This window comes from Hymenobacter monticola, assembly GCF_022811645.1.
Lineage (GTDB): Bacteria > Bacteroidota > Bacteroidia > Cytophagales > Hymenobacteraceae > Hymenobacter > Hymenobacter monticola.
Window position 1 is genome coordinate 3,006,092 of sequence record NZ_CP094534.1, and the last position, 16,309, is coordinate 3,022,400.

The following is a 16,309-nucleotide window of genomic DNA, read 5'->3' on the forward strand; positions in this document are numbered from 1 at the left end:
CTCCTTGGTAAGGAGGGGAGTTATGCCGTTACCGCTTCCGGCTTGGCCGCGGCCTTCTTGGCCGAATGCTTTTTGGCCGTGGCGAAATACGAATACATCACCGGCACCACAAACAGCGTGAGGCCCGTGGCAAACAGCAGGCCGCCCACCACGCCAATGCCCATCGCCCGGCGGCCCAGCGCGCCCGCGCCCTGCGCCATGGCAATGGGCAGGATGCCCAGCACGGCGCACAAGCTCGTCATCAAAATCGGCCGGAAACGGGCCGCCGAGCCCTCAATCAGGCCCGTCATATAATCGGCGCCTTTTTCCACGCTTTGGTTGGCGAATTCGACAATGAGAATACCGTTCTTCGTCACCAGGCCCACCAGCATGATGATGCCGATTTGCGAGAACAGATTCATGGTCTGGTTGAAGTACCAGAGGCTGAACAACGCGCCCGAGAGGGCCAGCGGTACCGTCACCATGATGATGCCGGGGTCGCGGAAGCTCTCGAACTGCGCGGCCAGAATGAGGTAGATGAGCACCAGGGCCAAACCGAAGGCAAAGAGCACCGAGGAGGAGCTTTCGGCAAAGTCGCGCGACTGGCCGGTAAGGGCCGTCGAGAAAGAGTCGTCGAGCTGCTTGTCGGCAATGGCCTGCATGGCGGCGATGCCTTCGCCCAGCGTCTTGCCTTTGGCCAGCGAGGCCGAGAACGTGGCTGCGTTGTAGCGGTTGAAGCGGTAAAGCTGCGGCGGCGTGCTTTTCTCCACCAGCGTAATCACGTTGTCGAGCTGCACGAGCTTGCCGGTGCGGCTTTTCACGTTCAGCGTGCGCACGTCGAGCGGCTGGTTGCGGTTTTCGCGCGCTACCTGGCCGATAATCTGGTACTGCTTGCCGTTGCGGATGAAGTAGCCGTAGCGCTGCCCGCTGAGGCCGGCCTGCAAGGTTTGCGAGATGTCCTGCACACTCACGCCCAGAGTCTGGGCCTTTTCGCGGTCAATCACCACGCGCAGCTCGGGCTTGTTGAACTTGAGGTTCACATCCACAAAGCTGAAAGTTTTGTCGGCCAGTGCGGCTTCCAGAAACTTGGGCACGGCGGCCGTCAGCTTCTCAAAGTCCTGGGTTTGCACCACGAAGCCCACCGGCAGGCTACCGCCCCGGCCGCCCCCGCCCCCTGAGCTAATGCTCTGGTCCTGAGACACCGACACCCGAGCGCCGGTGTATTTCTTCACCGTGGCCGTCAGAATATCGGCCAACTGCTGCTGCGAGTGCGGGCGCTCCTCGGGGTCCTTGAGCAACACGCGGGCAATGGCCGAGTTGGCCGCGCCGCCGCTGCTGCCGCCGCCCGGCGAGGTCACGGTCAGGATGTTGTCGGCGTCCTGCTTCGAGCTGTCAGTCAACACAGCGGTCAACGTCTTCATGTAGTCGTCCATGTATTCGAATGACGCGCCTTCCGGCGCCGTGGCGTTGATGCTGAGGCGGTTGCGGTCTTCCACCGGGGCCAGTTCGGAGGGCAGGGTTTTCATGAAAAACCAGATGCCTACGCCCGTCAGGGCCACCAAACCCCAGGCCATCCAGCGACGGTCGAGGAAAGAAACCAGCGCGTTGCGGTAGCCGTTGGTGAGGCTTTGGAAGAAGGGTTCGGTCTTGCGGTACAGCCAGTTGTGCTCGCCGCCCGATTTCAGCAGCTTCGAGCACATCATGGGCGTGAGCGTGAGCGACACGAAGGCTGAAATCAGCACCGAGCCGGCCAGCACAATGCCGAACTCCCGGAACAGCTTGCCCGTGATGCCCGACAAAAACACCACCGGCAAGAACACCGCCGCCAGCACAATGGTGGTCGAAATCACGGCCATCAGAATTTCTTCCGAGCCGTTCTTAGCCGCTTCGAGCGGGCTTTCTCCTTCCTCGATGCGGCTGTAGATATTCTCCAGCACCACAATGGCGTCGTCTACCACCAGGCTGATGGCCAGTACGATGGCCAGCAAGGTCAGCACGTTGATGGTGAAGCCCATCAAGTCCATCACGAAGAAAATGCCGATGAGCGACACCGGAATGGCCACCACCGGAATAATGGTGGAACGCCAGTCGCGCAGGAACAGGAAAATCACGACCACCACCAGCACAAACGCCTCAATGATGGTGTCTTCCACCTCCGCAATCGAGGCCCGGATAAACACCGAGTTGTCAAAACCAGTGCTGACCTTCAAGTCCTTGGGCAAGTCGGTCTGGTATTGCTTCATCCGCTTGTTGAACTCGTCGGTGATGGCAATCTGGTTGGTGCCCGGCTGTGGAATGGCCATGATGCCCACCATCGGGATGCCGTTGCGGCGCAGGATGGTCTGGTCGTTTTCGGGGTACAACTCGGCGTAGCCCACGTCGCTCAGCCGCACCAGTGAGGTCGGGTCATTGCGGATAATCAGGTTGTTGAAGTCCTGCACCGTGGAGAGGCGGCCCATGGTGCGCAGCGAGAGCTGAGTGCTCTGTCCCTGCACGGCGCCGCTGGGCAGCTCCACGTTTTCGCGGGCCAGGGCCTGCTGCACGTCCACCGGCGACACGCCCAGCGCGGCCAGCTTCACCGGGTCGAGCCAGAGGCGCATGGAGTACTTACGCTCGCCCCAGACCCGGATTTCGCTCACGCCGGGAATGGTTTGCAGGCGTTCCTTGAGCACGTTGTTGGCGTAGTCAGTCAGCTCCAGCAGGGTGCGCGAGGAGGAGCTTAGGTAGCTCAGGATGATGGGGGAGGAGTCGGCATTGGCCTTGCTCACGGTGGGCGGGTCCACGTCGCGCGGCAGGCGGCCCTGGGCGCTCGATACCTTGTCGCGCACGTCGTTGGCGGCCGCTTCCAGGTCCACACCAAGGTCAAATTCCACGGTGATGGTGCTGGCGCCGTCGCGGCTGGTACTCGACAGGTTGCGGATACCCGCAATGCCGTTGATGCCTTCTTCCAGCGGCTCAGTTATCTGGCTCTGAATCACGTCGGCTGAGGCACCGGTGTAGCTGGTTTGCACCGTGATGATGGGCGGGTCGACGCTCGGGTACTCGCGGATGGCAAGCGAGCGGAACCCGATGCCGCCAAAAATCACAATGAGCAAGCTCATCACAATGGCGAGCACCGGCCGGTTGATGCTGACGGAGGAAAGGCTCATGTTTTAGTTTATTCTATAGCTGATTGCCGCCTGTCATCCTGAGCGTAGCGAAGGACCTTATCACGATTGGACAAATCGTTCGCCAGTGATAAGGTCCTTCGCTACGCTCAGGATGACAGATTTATCTTATTTCTGAATACTCACCCGGTCACCGGCCTTCACCTGCAAAATCCCGGTGCGAATAATCGTGTCGCCCACGGCCAAGCCCTTGGTAATCTGAATCACCTTATCCGAGCGCACGCCGATGTTGACGGGCTGAACTTTGGCCTTGCCGTTTTTCACCGTGAACACCGTGTAGCCGCTGGCTACCGGCACCACGGCCTCGGTCGGAATTTGCAGAGCCTCATTGGTTTCGCCCAGTTCCAGGTTCACCTTCACGAAGCCGCCGGGGCGCAGCTCGCTGTTTTTGTTGGCATAAATGGCTCGCACCGGCAGCGTGCGCGACACCGGGTCAATCTGCGGGTTGATGGCGTAGACTTTGGCCTCGATTTGCTTGGCGCTGGCCTCGTCGGTCACCTTCACCGGGTCGCCCACCCGCACGGCTTGGGCAAAGCGGCTCGGTACGTTGAAATCAATCTTCACCGGCGACACCCGCGAGAGCGTGGTGATGGCCGTGCCCGGCGACACATACGCGCCAATTGACGTGTTGCGCAGCCCCAGAATGCCGTCGAACGGGGCCCGCACGTAGGCTTTCTGCAAGGTCACGCGCAGGGCAGCCAGGTCGGCTTGGGCCGTGAGCAGGGCATTCTGCGACTGCTCATATTCCTGCCGGCTGATGTATTCCTTGGCCAGCAGCGTGCGCTGGCGGGCCTCCTGGTCGCGGTAGAGCTTGATGTTGTACTCCTGTTTTTGTAGCTGCGCCTGCACGTCGGCCGCGTTGATGGTGAACAGCAGCTGGCCCTTGCGCACCGGCTTGCCCTCCTGAATGTTGAGGCTGGTGATTTTGCCCGAAATCTCGCTCTGAATGGTGACCGACTCGTCGGCGATGATAGAGCCGGTGGAGGCCACTTCGTCGGAAAGCTTGGTGGCAGCCACCACATACACCTGCACGGGCACCTTGGCGCCGGGCCCGCCTGCGCCGCCGGGACCACCCTTGCCGCCCTTGCCACCGCCGGCCGCGCCGCCTTTGCCACCGCCTTTCTCACCGGCCGTAGGGCTGGGGAAGTATTTCATCTTGGCCCAGGCCATGCCGCCGATAACCAGGGCCGCCAGCAGCCAGCCTATCCAGCCACGCTTGCCCTCAGGGGGCGTTTCCGGAGTAGGAGCAGGAGGCGGGGCGGCGGTAGGAGCCGGGGTAGTTGTGGTGTCCCAGGTTTTGGCGGGAGCGGTGGGCGTTTCTAAGGACATAGCGGCGAAAACACGCGAGCGGCGGAGGAATGGAAGCCCTTACTAAAGAAGGAAATGCTTATACGGCAACGGACGCCCGGCAGGCAGACTACCGGACAATCCGAGCATACATAGTGCAAATTTCGGCCGCAGAGTTGCGCCACTGCCCGATAAATAGACGTAGAACGGCATCACCCTGACCAAGACTACCTTCGCCCCGATGAAGCCTGACGCCCCCGCTGAGCCCCGCAATTTCTTTCAGGACGTGCACGAGGTGGTGCGCCTCGTGCCGCCGGGCCGCGTCACCAGCTACGGTGCCATTGCCCACTACCTGGGCGCCCGCCACGGCGCCCGCACCGTGGGCTACGCTATGATGGCCGCCCATACCGCCGACCAGTACGTGCCCGCCCACCGCGTGCTCAACCGCTTGGGCCACCTCACCGGCCGCCTGCACTACGCTACCCCCTTCGCCATGCAGGAAGCCCTCGAAGCCGAAGGCATTCGGGTGGAGGAAGACCGGGTGGTCGATTTCGCTAAGCTGTTCTGGGACCCCAGCGTGGAGCTGGCGTAGCGGCTACTGGCGCCGTTTCTCCAAGGCATCTACTTCAGCCTCGCCCTGGCGGGCCGGCATGAGCTGCCACGGCGTGAAGGCCGATGTGGGCCATAGCCGAATGTAGGTGGCCGTGGTGGTGCTGGGCGCCAGCAGCAAGGCCGGGCCGCCCGCGGTGCCCATCCCGATGCGCATGGCGCGCCCGAAATGCGGCCAGGGAATCTCCAGGGATTCGCCCGGTCGCAACTTCCCTATCTGGTGGTCATTCAGCAACACGCGCTGGGGCTCGGGAGCGCCACCGAGCGGGCGGTACACATATACAAAGGCGGTGTCGCGCTTCACTACCTGGCCGGGCGCGGGGAAGGGGACGGCCTGGCCGGTGCGCAAGTCAAGCGAATACACAATGGGCTGGCCTGTATTGCCGTCCGGGCCGTTGTCGTAGTAGCCGCTGGCCATGGCCGCCCGCGACGCGTTGTTCGCGGCGCGGCGGTTGGCAGCCGTCACATCCAGCGGCGCGGCGCCCACAAAGGTGTAGAAGTCGCCTTGCCGGGTGAGGGGGCGGTAGTAGTTTATCTGGCGGAAATAGGCCTGGCGGCCATCCGAAAAGCCCCACACTTCTTTGGCCGGAATCCGGTCGCCTTGGGAGGTGCGCATGCGGCCGCGCAGCACGGTGGTCCCCTTCCACTCCGAGCTTTTGCCGGAGGGCATGTCCGGCTCCAGCAGCATGGTCACGCCGTGCGCCCCCACGGTGTCGATGCGCATCTCGGCGGTAGTGTCGGGCTCATTGGCCAAAAATTGCCCCAGGCTGAAATACAGGCCCCGGCGCGGCGCGGCCGCCCGCAAAATGGCAGGCCGGGCCATGCCCTGAGGCTTGTCCGCGACCAGCTGGGCCAGGCTACGGGCTGGCTGGGGCCGCGCCCAGTCCGTGGCCAGCACCTGGCTCAGGCTGCTTTGCAGCACCGCGGCCAGGTGCTGGGCGTGGTTGCCGTTGTCGCCGATGCCCCGGTCGCTGGCCTGGTCGGCCACGGTGCGCACAAAGTGGTAGCCATCGGGCCGGTGGGCGTAGATATCGGCCACCAGGTTGGCGCTGGCAATGGCGCCCTTTGCCGTGCCGCGCACGGTCTCGGTCACCCCCAGCTGGCGCACGCACAGCACCACCGCGTGGTCGGTGGGGCGCTTGGGAAGCTGCTGTTGCAGCCAGGCGCCAAGCTCAGCCTCCAGGCTTTGGCGAAACAGGACGGGGGCTTGCTTGTCGTGCATGCCCCGGTAAATCATGCCGATGGCGGGGCGGCCGGCGCGTCCGTCCACTACCTGCTCTACATATAAGGTGCGCGCCGGCAGGCTGAGGGTTTGCGTGCTCAGGTCGAGGAAGTAGGGCTTGGCGTGCGGGGTCGAATGGTCGTCTTGTGCCGTGGCCGGTACGGCCGCGCCCCAGGCCAGCAGCAGCACGAGCCCGCGCACGGCCCGCCATTGTCTGGCAGGCATGAAGGAGTAGAGAGGAAAAAAGTAATGGCTCATTGGCCAAAACTACTGACTTCCACTGGCCTAAAAAAAAGGCGCCGCAGCGAATCCGCCCGGTCGGGCAGAGCCAGTTGCCGGCTTATGCCGGCAATTTTTCATTTAAGCTTAAACCCCTTGTCCCGCAGCCAGCCCCGGCTGTGCAGTATATTTGTAGCCCCCGGCATGTGTCGGCGGGTCTTTTATTAGATATGAAGCACTTTATTACTGCTCTGTTTGCCGTGCTGCTAACCCTGCCGGCGCTGGCTCAGAACACGTTTTCCATCCGGGGGCGCGTGCTCGACAAAGTGACGGGCGAAACCCTGCCCGGCGCCACCGTGCAAGTGTCGGGCAACGGCCAGAACACCGGCGCCGGCGCCGATACTGACGGCGGCTACAAAATCGGCAGCCTGCCGGCCGGCACCTACACCGTGCAGGCCAGCTTCATTGGCTATAAACCCAACACCCAAACCGTGAAGATTTCCACCCAAAGCGTGGTGGTCACCTTCTCCCTCAGCTCCGACAACGCCAGCCTGGAGGAAGTTCAGGTGGTGGCCAGCCAGGCCCAGGAGCGCGAAACGCCGGTGGCCTTCTCGGCCGTGAACGAAGTGAAGCTGCGCGAAACCCTCGCCGGCCGCGACCTGCCCATGATTCTCAACGAGACGCCCGGCGTGTATGCCACGCAGGGCTCGGGCGGCGGCGCCGGCGACTCGCGCATCACCATCCGCGGCTTCGACCAGCGCAACGTGGCCACGCTGGTGAACGGCGTGCCCGTGAACGACATGGAAAACGGCCAGGTGTTCTGGAGCAACTGGGACCTGGGCGACGTCACCAAGTCGTTGCAGGTGCAGCGCGGCTTGTCGGCTTCCAAAATTGCAGTGCCCGCTGTGGGCGGCACCATCAACATCCTCACCAAGGGCTTCGACGACAAGCGCAGCGCCCTGGCCCGCGTCGAAACCGGCTCGAACAACTACCGCAAGTACTCGCTCATGCTCAGCAGCGGCAACCTGCCGGGCGACTGGGCCGTCACCGCCTACGGCTCGCGCCGCACCAGCGACGGCTGGGTGAGCCACGCCTTCGACGATGCCTGGACTTACTTTGGCAACATCAGCAAGCGCCTCGGCAGCCACAACCTTTCGCTCACCGGCATGGGCTCGCCCCAGCGCCACGGCCAACGCTTCACCTACAACTTCCTGGGCACCTACTCCAACGCCAAGGCCCGTGAGCTGGGTGCCACACCGGTAGCGGGCGGCGACCGGGGCTTCGACTACAACACCGACTGGGGCACGCTCAACCGCTACACCCTCGATGCCAACAAGAACCGGATTTACCAAGGCCCGGAAGACATCAACACCGCCGCCAACTACTACCACAAGCCCCAAATCAGCCTCAATGACTTCTGGCAGGTAAACGACCGGTTTTTCCTGTCGAGCGTGGTGTATGCGTCCTTCGGCAACGGCGGCGGCGTGGGCGGCCTCAACGGCAACACCGGCACCAGCCTCACCGAGAGCAACGCCACGGGCCAGAAAGACCTGCAGAAAATCTACGACGACAACTTCAACAGCCCCACCAAGCGCTCGACCCAGATTCTGGTGAACAGCGTGAACAGCCACCGCTGGTACGGCTTCGTGGTGGGCGGCGACTACCTGCTCAAGCCCACGCTCACGCTTTCGGCCGGCCTCGACGGCCGCACCTACACCGGCTACCACTACCGCGAAGTGCGCGACCTGCTGGGCGGCGACTACGTGACCAACCCCGGCAACCGCAACGTGGACCCCAACACCCGCCTCTACGTGGGCGACAAGCTGGGCTACAACTACGACGGCCGCACCGATTGGCTGGGCGGCTACGGCCAGCTCGAATACAAAACGCCGCTGCTCTCGGCGGTGGTCAGCGGCACCATGTCGCAGATTCGCTACAAGCTCATCGACTACTTCGGGGCCCGCGTGGTGACCGTGAACGGCACCGACGTGTCGGTGCCCTATGGTGCGCCCACCATGGTGAACGGCACCGCCTACACCAACGCCGACGGCCGCACCGTGGAAACCGGCTGGAGTAACTTCAACGGCTACAGTGTGAAGGCCGGGGCCAACTATAACCTCACCGAGCACGACAACATTTTCTTCAATACCGGCTACAACTCCAAGGTGCCGTTCTTCAGCTTTGTGTACACCCGCAGCGGCGGCCAGTTCAAGGACGTGCGCAATGAAGGCATCACCTCGTTTGAGGTGGGCTACGGCATCACCTACCCTTCGCTGAAGGCCACTTTGAACGCCTACTACACGCTGTGGAGCAACAAAAGCAGCTCCTACGCCGGCACCGACCCCACCGGCAACAGCAACTCCAGCGTGTTTTATACCTTCCGCAACGTGAACGCCCGCCACGTGGGCATCGAACTGAGCGTGGCCCAGGAAATCAGCCGCAGCCTGCAGCTCAACGCCGCCATTTCGCTCGGCGACTGGCGCTGGGCCGGCGATGGCCGCTACACCGTCATCGACGCCAACAACAACGTCGTGCCCGGCTACGAGGACAACCCCATCTACCTCGACGGCGTGCACGTGGGCGACGCCGCCCAGAACCAGTTCCAGCTGGGGCTGCGCTACGAGCCCTTCAAGCGCTTCTACATCCGTCCTTCGTACCTGCTGTTCACCAAGTACTACGCCGCCTTCAACCCCAACGGCCTCGTGAGCGAGTCGAGCCGCACCGATTCCTACCGCGTGCCCACCTCGCAAAACCTCGACCTGCACCTGGGCTACGACCTGCCGGCCATTGCCCACGACCGCCTGCGCCTGGGCATCAAAGGCTCCGTCCTGAACGTGCTCGACCAGTACTTCATCACCGACATTCCGATTGGCGCCAGCACCAGCGTGACCGACCCGCGCGGCCTGAAAGGCTACTTCAACCGCGGCCGGACCTTCACCATCGGCCTCTCGGCTACGCTGTAGGTAAAAACGCCAGGGCGTAAACGAGGAAGGGGACGTTCAATGGCTTTTTGCCGTCGAACGTCCCCTTCCTCGTTTATGCCCTGGCGTTTTTACCGATTTCCCGCCGCCGCGGCAGCCAGTACGGCGCTGCGCATTTCTTCGGGCGAGGTGTTTTTGACGAGGTAGCTGTGGGCGCCTTCGGCCAGCACGGTGCTCACCAAGGAGGGGTCGTCGTGCATGGAAATGATGACCACGCGCACGTTCGGGAACTGCGTGCGCAGCAGGCGAGTGGTTTGCAGGCCGTCGAGGATGGGCATTTGCATGTCCATGAGCACCACGTTGGGGCGGCTGCCCTGGTCGAGGAGCTCGAGCAGCTCCTGGCCGTTGCCGGCTTCGCACACCACCTCGATGCCCGCGTAGCCGCTGAGCAAGGCGCGCAGGCCTTTGCGAAACAGGATGTGGTCGTCGACGATGGCTAGCCGTACGGTACCGGCCCCGGCCGCGGATGCAGAGGGAGAGTTCATGAGTTAAGCGTAAAAGTGGGGGTGGGGGTGCCGGCGGGCAGCAGCGTCACGGGCAAAATGGCCTCGACGCGCGTGCCGGCGCCCGGTTCGGAATGATAATGCAGCTGGCCGCCGAGCACGGCCACGCGGCTGCGCAAATTGATGAGGCCCATGCCCACGGGCTGGCCGTGGGGGCCGGGCGGGGGCAGTTCTTCCAGCGCCGCCAGGTCGAAGCCGCGGCCGTCGTCGGAGTAGGTGAGGGTGAGCAGCCCGGGCGTAGCCCCCACCCGCAGCAGGATGTGCCGCGCCTGGGCGTGCACCAGACCGTTGGTAAGCAGCTCTTGTGCAATGCGGTACACCATCAGCTCGTGCGGCGGAATAAGGCGGCCCAGCTGGCCTTCCTGTTCCAGGCGCACCTCGGGGCCGTGGTCGGGCGGCACGGCCTGCACCAGCGCGCGCAAGGCCTGGGCCAGGCCCAGCTGTTGCAGGGTGGCCGGCTGCAGGTTGCGCGAGATGCGGCGCACCTCGGCCACGGCCTGGTCTATCAGGGCGCTGGCTTCGGGCGCGGGCGGGCTGCCCGGGGCAAACAAGTGCAGCTTGGCCAGCGCCAAGATGGTGCCCACGCCGTCGTGCAGCTCGCCGGCAATGCGCTGGCGCTCATCTTCCTGGGCCACCAGCGCAGCAGCCAGGGCCTGCTGCTGGGCGGCTTCCTGCAGTTGCGCCAGCTCTTGCTGCTGGCGCAACTGCCCCCGTTGGTAGCGTACCACGAACCACACCAGCCCGAGTACGAGCAAGAGTAATGTAGGAGTAAGTAGCAACAACGGTAAAATGGAATTCACATGAGAGCTCTGAAGCGAGCTGGAAGCGCAAAGTAGTAGAAAAAAGCCGCCGAACCGTCAGACGCCGAACGGATTTCGGGATTAGTAGCGCAGGTGCCAACGACCGGGTTGCAATGGAACAGAAAAAGCTTGGCCCCGGCACCGCAGCAAAAGGTGCCGCGGCGTCTGCCCGCTGCCCTTAGAGCGAAGCTAGCCGAGTGACGGGCTGCGGCCGTGTGGTATCCGCCGCCGTACGCTTGGCGCGTCGGAAGGCGAGCGTCAGGAATCCGTTAAATACCAGCCCCAGCGTGGCAGCGACCAAACCCTTGGGGGTTTGGTCGTAGATGGTTACGGAAAAGTAGTCGAAGCTGAAAGCAGTGGCCGTGCCAGCCGAGTACAACAACTGGCCAACGCTAACCAGCCAGATGGGGTCGCGGCTGGCCCGCCAGGAGGTTGATTGACTGAGGGTTTGCTCCAGGTACAGCATGGCGAAACCTGCCAGTACCGCGCATTGGCTCAGCCGGGCACAGGTGACGCCTGCGTATGTGCTGTAGCTAAACACTGCCAGCACGCACACCGCCGCCACCATCGTAATACCCATTACCGCCCGCCGCAACGGCGCCGATTCCAGCACGGAATAGTAGACGGCCCCAAACAGTAGAATCTTGCCGAAATTGAATCCGGCCAGAAACCAGTAATTGGTCGCAAAAACCGAGGGATACAAAATGCTGGCGCCAAACGAGCACAAAGCCGACAGATACACGTAGTTGCTCAGCAGTTTTACGGCCGGGCTGAAGTGTTTCCGCCGCCGCCACACCACCGTCATGGGAATGATGATGCTGACCTGATTTGTATATTGTAGGAGTTTGCTACACGCATTCAGTTGCTCGGGACTCATGGCAAAGAGCGAAGGCTAAGAGTTAGCTATTGAGGACGTCGGCCATGCCCGAATGCGGCGGGCCACACGAGCCATCATCGGCCACGAGGAAACCTTCGCCGATAAGGTCGTTTTCGTTTTTGTCGGCGCTCACTGCCACCAGGCGGGTCGTCTCCCCGTCGAGTGCATAATAAAAACGAATGCCTTGCGTGTCAGGCTGCTCAAGGAGCTTGTGCAATATGCTGTTACCCAAAAAGATGCTTTGGGTCTTGCCGGGGTTGGCATCTCGGTAAGCCTTGGTCATGGCAGCTGCTTGGGGCAGTGCAATTTCGTTGCCTTCACTACCGTTAAATGGCATAAAAAGATTAATTTTAAATTGAACAAAAAAAAGTTTAGTTTGGATGCTTGGGCCAAATATAGAGTCTTGTTCGAATAAAAAAATTCTTAAATAGAAAAATCACCAAGCGCGGCCTGGGCCGCCGCTCAGGTGGTCGTGGTCGTCCTCGTCGTCGCCTTCAAATTCCTCCTCGGTTTCTTCTCCCGCTTGGTCGTCGGCATCGTCTTCATCGTCAAGGGTATCAAACACGCGGTCTAAGGACTCTTCGGCATGGCGCAGCTTGCGGCGGCACAAGCGAATGAGCTCGGCCGAGCGTTCGACGCGGGCCGTGAGGTCGTCGACATCCACGGAGTCGGTTTCGAGGGCACGCAAAATGGTTTCCAGTTCTTCAATGGCTTCGCGGTAGGTCATTTTTAACAGGGAGCATTGCTCAGTGAGCAATGAACAGTGAATGTTATCGATTTAATGGTTGGGAGTGCGTGGGCTAACGGTTGACTGCTTACTGTGAACAGCTAGCTGACAAAGCCGCAGCTCGGCGCGGTGCAAGCGCCGCTCCAGGGCCAGCTGCAGCTGGTAGCGGCGGTGTAGCAGGGTTTCGCGGCGGTGCTGGTGGTGGCGGGCAAAGCGCTTGAGCAGCACGCGGCCCCGCTGGCGCAGGCCGCGGTGCTCGTGGGCCAGCCGCTGGCGCGCGGCCCGGGGCAGCAGGTGCCGGAAACGCTCCAGGTCCTGCCCCAACTGGCGCAGCTGCTCGCGCGGGCCGGTGGCGGCCTGGCGGGTGCGGGCCCGCAGAGCGTCGCGGGCGCCGTCGAGCTGGCGGTGGGCCGCGTAGCGGCTCTGCCCGCTGAGCTGGTCGAGGCGGGCGTGGCGCTGGCTGAGCTGCTGGCGGGCCGTGTTGATGATTTGTTCGCCCAAGCCCAGGATGGCCGCTTCGAGCCGGGCCAGGCGCTCAACCAGAAACGCGGCCACGGCGGTGGGCGTTTTGAGGGCGCGGTGGGCGGTGAGGTCTACCACGGCTTCGTCGCGCTCGTGGCCGATGCCCGTGAGCACCGGCAGCGGAAAGGCGCCCACGGCCGCTGCCAGGCCATATTCGTCAAAGGCCAGCAGGTCGGTGCGGCTGCCGCCGCCCCTGATAATCACCACGGCATCGAACTGCCGTCGCCGGGCGCGCACCCCGTCGAGCGCCGCCCGGATGCTGGCCGGCGCGTCGTCGCCCTGCATCATGGCCGGAAACAGCGTGAGGGCGAAGTCGTACGGCGCCTCGTCCAGCTGCTGCACGAAGTCCTGAAAGCCCGCGGCGGTGGGGGAGGAGATGACGGCCAGCCGTTGCGGCGCCAGCGGCAGCGGCAGCTGCTTCTGGCGTTCAAGCAAGCCTTTTTCTTCGAGCTGGCGCAGCGTGTTCAGGCGCTGCAAAGCCAGTTCCCCTACGGTGTAGCTTGGGTCGATGGCCACCACGTCGAGGCTCAGGCCGTACTGTTCGTGGAAGCGCACCTGCACCCGCAGCAGCAGCTTGAGGCCGGGGCGTAGCGTCTGGCCGGTGGCGCGCTCAAAAGCCGGCGCCAGCTGCTGGTAGCGCTGGCTCCAGAGCGTGGCGCGGGCCTGGGCCTTCATGGGCATGCCGCGGCTGTCGGTGCCCTGCTCGGTGAGGGTGAGGTAGCAGTGGGCGCCGGCAAAGCGGGGCACCGTAATTTCGGCCACCTCGGCCACCACCCAGTAGGAGTCGGCCAGCTGCTGCTGCAGCACCTGGCGCACGCGGCCCAGCAGCTCGGCCAGCCCCAGCGGCGGAGGCGGGGCGAAAAGAGGAAGCTCGGGGCGACGGTTGTAGAGAGGCATAAGGCGCAAGTTACGGGCGAGGAAGGGGGCTGGCAGAAAATGAAGCGCGGGCGATGGTGTCATTCTGAGCGCAGCGAAGGACTTTCTCACGATAGGGCAAACAGTGCAGCTGTGATAAGGTCCTTCGCTGCGCTCAGGATAACAGACGTTTCTAGTGGGAGAGAATACCAGTGCAACCCCGGTTCTGCCTGCGCGTCCCTAACTTCACGGCATCATTTATTCATCCCACTCATCATTCATGATTGCAAATTTGATTGCGCGGCGGCTTGGCCTGGCCGTGCTTGGCCTCGGCAGCCTGGTAGCCACCAGCGCTTCGGCCCAAACTGCTTCGGCGCAGAAAGGCGTCGGCATCAACATCGCCAACATCGACCCGTCGGTGAAGCCCTGCGAGGACTTCTTTCACTACGCTTCGGGCAACTGGTTGAAAAACAACCCAATTCCGGCCGCTGAGTCGCGCTGGGGCTCGTTCAACGAGCTGGCCAATAACAACAACGCCACCCTGCGCGCCATCCTGGACCAAGCGGCTAAGAATGCCGCCAAAGAGCCCAAAGGCTCGAATGCCCAGAAGGTGGGCGACTTCTACGCTTCGGCCATGGACTCGGCCGCTATTGACGCGGCCGGCCTGAAGTACCTCAAGCCGCACCTCGACCGCATCATGGCCATCAACAGCCTAGCCGACGAGCAAAAGCTGCTGGCCGACCCGAAAAGCCACGTGGGCAGCGTATGGTTTGGCTCAGGCGTGGGGCAAGATGAAAAAATCAGCACCCAGTACGCCATTTACCTGGGCCAGGGCGGCCTCTCGCTGCCCGACCGCGACTACTACCTGAAGGACGACGCGCGCAGCAAAGCTATTCGCAACGCCTACCAGACTTACCAGGTCAACATTTTCAAGATGCTGGGCGACGACCAGGCCACGGCCGAGAAAAACGCCGCCGCTGTTACCCGCATCGAAACGCGCCTGGCCAAGGCCAGCAAGAGCCGCGTGGACCTGCGCGACCCCTACGCCAACTACAACAAGATGACGGTGGCCCAGGCCAACGCCGCCTACCCCAACCTGGCCCTACCCATGATGCTGAAAGCCGAAGGCCTGGGCGCAGCGAAGGAAGTGATTGTGGGCCAGCCCGATTTCATGAAGGAAGTGAGCGTGATGTTGAAGGACGAGCCCCTGGCCGACCAGAAGCAGTACCTGCGCTGGCACCTGGTGAGCAGCGTGACTTCGGCCCTGCCTAAAGCCTACGGCGACGAAGCCTTCAACTTCAGCAAGGTGCTGAGCGGCGCCAAGAAGCAGCAGCCCCGCTGGAAGCGCATGCTGGGCTCGACGGACCGCGCCCTGGGCGAGGCCTTCGGCCAACTCTACGTGGACAAGGCCTTCACGCCCGCTGCCAAGGCCCGCGCCAAGGAAATGATTGAGAACCTGCGCAAAGCCTACGCCGAGCGCATTCAGGCCACCGACTGGATGAGCGCCGCCACCAAAAAGGAGGCCCTCACCAAGCTCAACGCCTTTGTGGTGAAAATTGGCTACCCCGACAAGTGGAAGGACTATTCGAGCCTGAACGTGAGCCGCGAAAGCTACCTCAACAACCTGTTTGCTGCCCAGGAATGGGCCAACCGCGAGGAGGTAAGCAAGTTCGGCAAGCCGATTGACCGCAACGAGTGGGGCATGACGCCGCCCACGGTGAACGCCTACTACAACCCGCCGATGAACGAGATTGTGTTCCCGGCCGGCATCCTGCAGCCTCCGTTCTTCGACCCCAAGGCGGATGACGCGGTGAACTACGGCGGCATCGGCGCGGTGATTGGCCACGAAATGACCCACGGCTTCGACGACCAAGGCCGCCAGTACGACTCCAAGGGCAACCTGCGCGACTGGTGGACCAAGGAAGATGCCGACAAGTTCAACGCCAAGGCGGCCATTGTGGGCAAGCAGTACGACGCTTTCTCGCCGCTGGACTCAGTGCACGTGAACGGCAAGCTGACGATGGGCGAAAACCTGGCCGACCTCGGTGGTCTGACCATTGCCTATCAGGCTTTTGAAAAGACCCCGCAGGCCAAGGCCGGCCAGAAAATTGACGGCTTCACGCCGGAGCAGCGCTTCTTCCTGGCTTACGGCCAGATTTGGCGCACCAACACCCGCGACGAGTACATCCGCCAGCAGGTGCAGACCGACCCGCACTCGCCGGCCATGTACCGCACCAACGGCCCGCTCATGAACATGCCGGAATTCTTCAAAGCCTTTGGCTGCCAGGACGGCAACAAGATGATGCGCGCCGCCGCCGACCGCTCGAAAATCTGGTAGGTCAGGGCTGAACGCAGACGTTGGAACGTCATGCCAAGCAAAGTCGAAGCAGTTCTACCGGGCTACTAATTCATTTTAGTAAAACGGCAGAGATGCGGCGATTTTGCTCAGCATGACGTTCTTTTTTTGTGACTGTAGATTGCCAAAATCGCATTGTTCTGCTTAATGCTTTGCATTTTTTGCACGAGAATGCGGTTGTAACTTGCACATTCTAACTAATTCC

The 16,309-nt window shown here is 62.6% G+C and carries 12 protein-coding genes; 3 read left to right on the plus strand and 9 right to left on the minus strand.

From position 1 onward, the window contains the following. Positions 1 to 20: 20 nt before the first annotated feature. Complete coding sequence (locus tag MTP16_RS12595; RefSeq protein ID WP_243509023.1) at positions 21 to 3,128, minus strand: efflux RND transporter permease subunit; 3,108 nt, start codon at positions 3,126 to 3,128, stop codon at positions 21 to 23. Between the two features lie 126 nt (positions 3,129 to 3,254). After that, a complete protein-coding gene (locus MTP16_RS12600; RefSeq protein ID WP_243509026.1) occupies positions 3,255 to 4,475 on the minus strand; it encodes an efflux RND transporter periplasmic adaptor subunit in 1,221 nt (406 codons plus the stop codon). 199 nt (positions 4,476 to 4,674) lie between these two features. Between MTP16_RS12600 and MTP16_RS12605 the strand changes: the two genes are divergently transcribed. Further along, on the plus strand, positions 4,675 to 5,025 hold the full coding sequence (locus tag MTP16_RS12605) for an MGMT family protein (protein WP_243509031.1): 351 nt from the start codon (positions 4,675 to 4,677) through the stop codon (positions 5,023 to 5,025). A 3-nt stretch (positions 5,026 to 5,028) separates the two neighbouring features. Here MTP16_RS12605 and MTP16_RS12610 read toward each other — a convergent pair whose 3' ends face one another. Then, the gene (locus MTP16_RS12610) at positions 5,029 to 6,489 is read right to left on the minus strand and encodes a hypothetical protein (RefSeq protein ID WP_243509033.1); all 1,461 of its coding nucleotides are present in this window, start codon (positions 6,487 to 6,489) and stop codon (positions 5,029 to 5,031) included. Between the two features lie 224 nt (positions 6,490 to 6,713). Between MTP16_RS12610 and MTP16_RS12615 the strand changes: the two genes are divergently transcribed. Then, positions 6,714 to 9,446 carry a TonB-dependent receptor gene (locus MTP16_RS12615; RefSeq protein WP_243509037.1) on the plus strand — a complete coding sequence of 911 codons (2,733 nt, stop codon included), beginning with the start codon at positions 6,714 to 6,716 and terminating at the stop codon, positions 9,444 to 9,446. A gap of 89 nt (positions 9,447 to 9,535) precedes the next feature. Here the strand turns inward: MTP16_RS12615 and MTP16_RS12620 are convergent, their stop codons facing one another. From MTP16_RS12620 to xseA, 6 genes are all read right to left on the minus strand, one after another. Beyond that, positions 9,536 to 9,949, minus strand: coding sequence for a response regulator (locus MTP16_RS12620; RefSeq protein ID WP_243509039.1), 414 nt, complete (start codon positions 9,947 to 9,949; stop codon positions 9,536 to 9,538). Further along, the gene (locus tag MTP16_RS12625; RefSeq protein ID WP_243509042.1) at positions 9,946 to 10,722 is read right to left on the minus strand and encodes a sensor histidine kinase; all 777 of its coding nucleotides are present in this window, start codon (positions 10,720 to 10,722) and stop codon (positions 9,946 to 9,948) included. The genes MTP16_RS12620 and MTP16_RS12625 overlap by 4 nt, the downstream gene beginning before the upstream one ends. A 223-nt stretch (positions 10,723 to 10,945) precedes the next feature. Continuing rightward, the gene (locus tag MTP16_RS12630) at positions 10,946 to 11,644 is read right to left on the minus strand and encodes a hypothetical protein (protein WP_243509045.1); all 699 of its coding nucleotides are present in this window, start codon (positions 11,642 to 11,644) and stop codon (positions 10,946 to 10,948) included. 22 nt (positions 11,645 to 11,666) lie between these two features. Next, positions 11,667 to 11,927: a hypothetical protein gene (locus MTP16_RS12635; protein WP_243509048.1), complete on the minus strand. Its 261-nt coding sequence runs from the start codon at positions 11,925 to 11,927 to the stop codon at positions 11,667 to 11,669. 153 nt (positions 11,928 to 12,080) lie between these two features. Further along, entirely contained in the window at positions 12,081 to 12,371 is a 291-nt protein-coding gene (gene xseB / locus MTP16_RS12640) for an exodeoxyribonuclease VII small subunit (RefSeq protein WP_243509051.1), read from the minus strand. A gap of 51 nt (positions 12,372 to 12,422) precedes the next feature. After that, entirely contained in the window at positions 12,423 to 13,790 is a 1,368-nt protein-coding gene (xseA, locus tag MTP16_RS12645) for an exodeoxyribonuclease VII large subunit (protein WP_243509054.1), read from the minus strand. A 238-nt stretch (positions 13,791 to 14,028) separates the two neighbouring features. Between xseA and MTP16_RS12650 the strand changes: the two genes are divergently transcribed. After that, positions 14,029 to 16,086, plus strand: coding sequence for a M13 family metallopeptidase (locus MTP16_RS12650; RefSeq protein ID WP_243509057.1), 2,058 nt, complete (start codon positions 14,029 to 14,031; stop codon positions 16,084 to 16,086). The last annotated feature ends 223 nt before the right edge of the window (positions 16,087 to 16,309 follow it).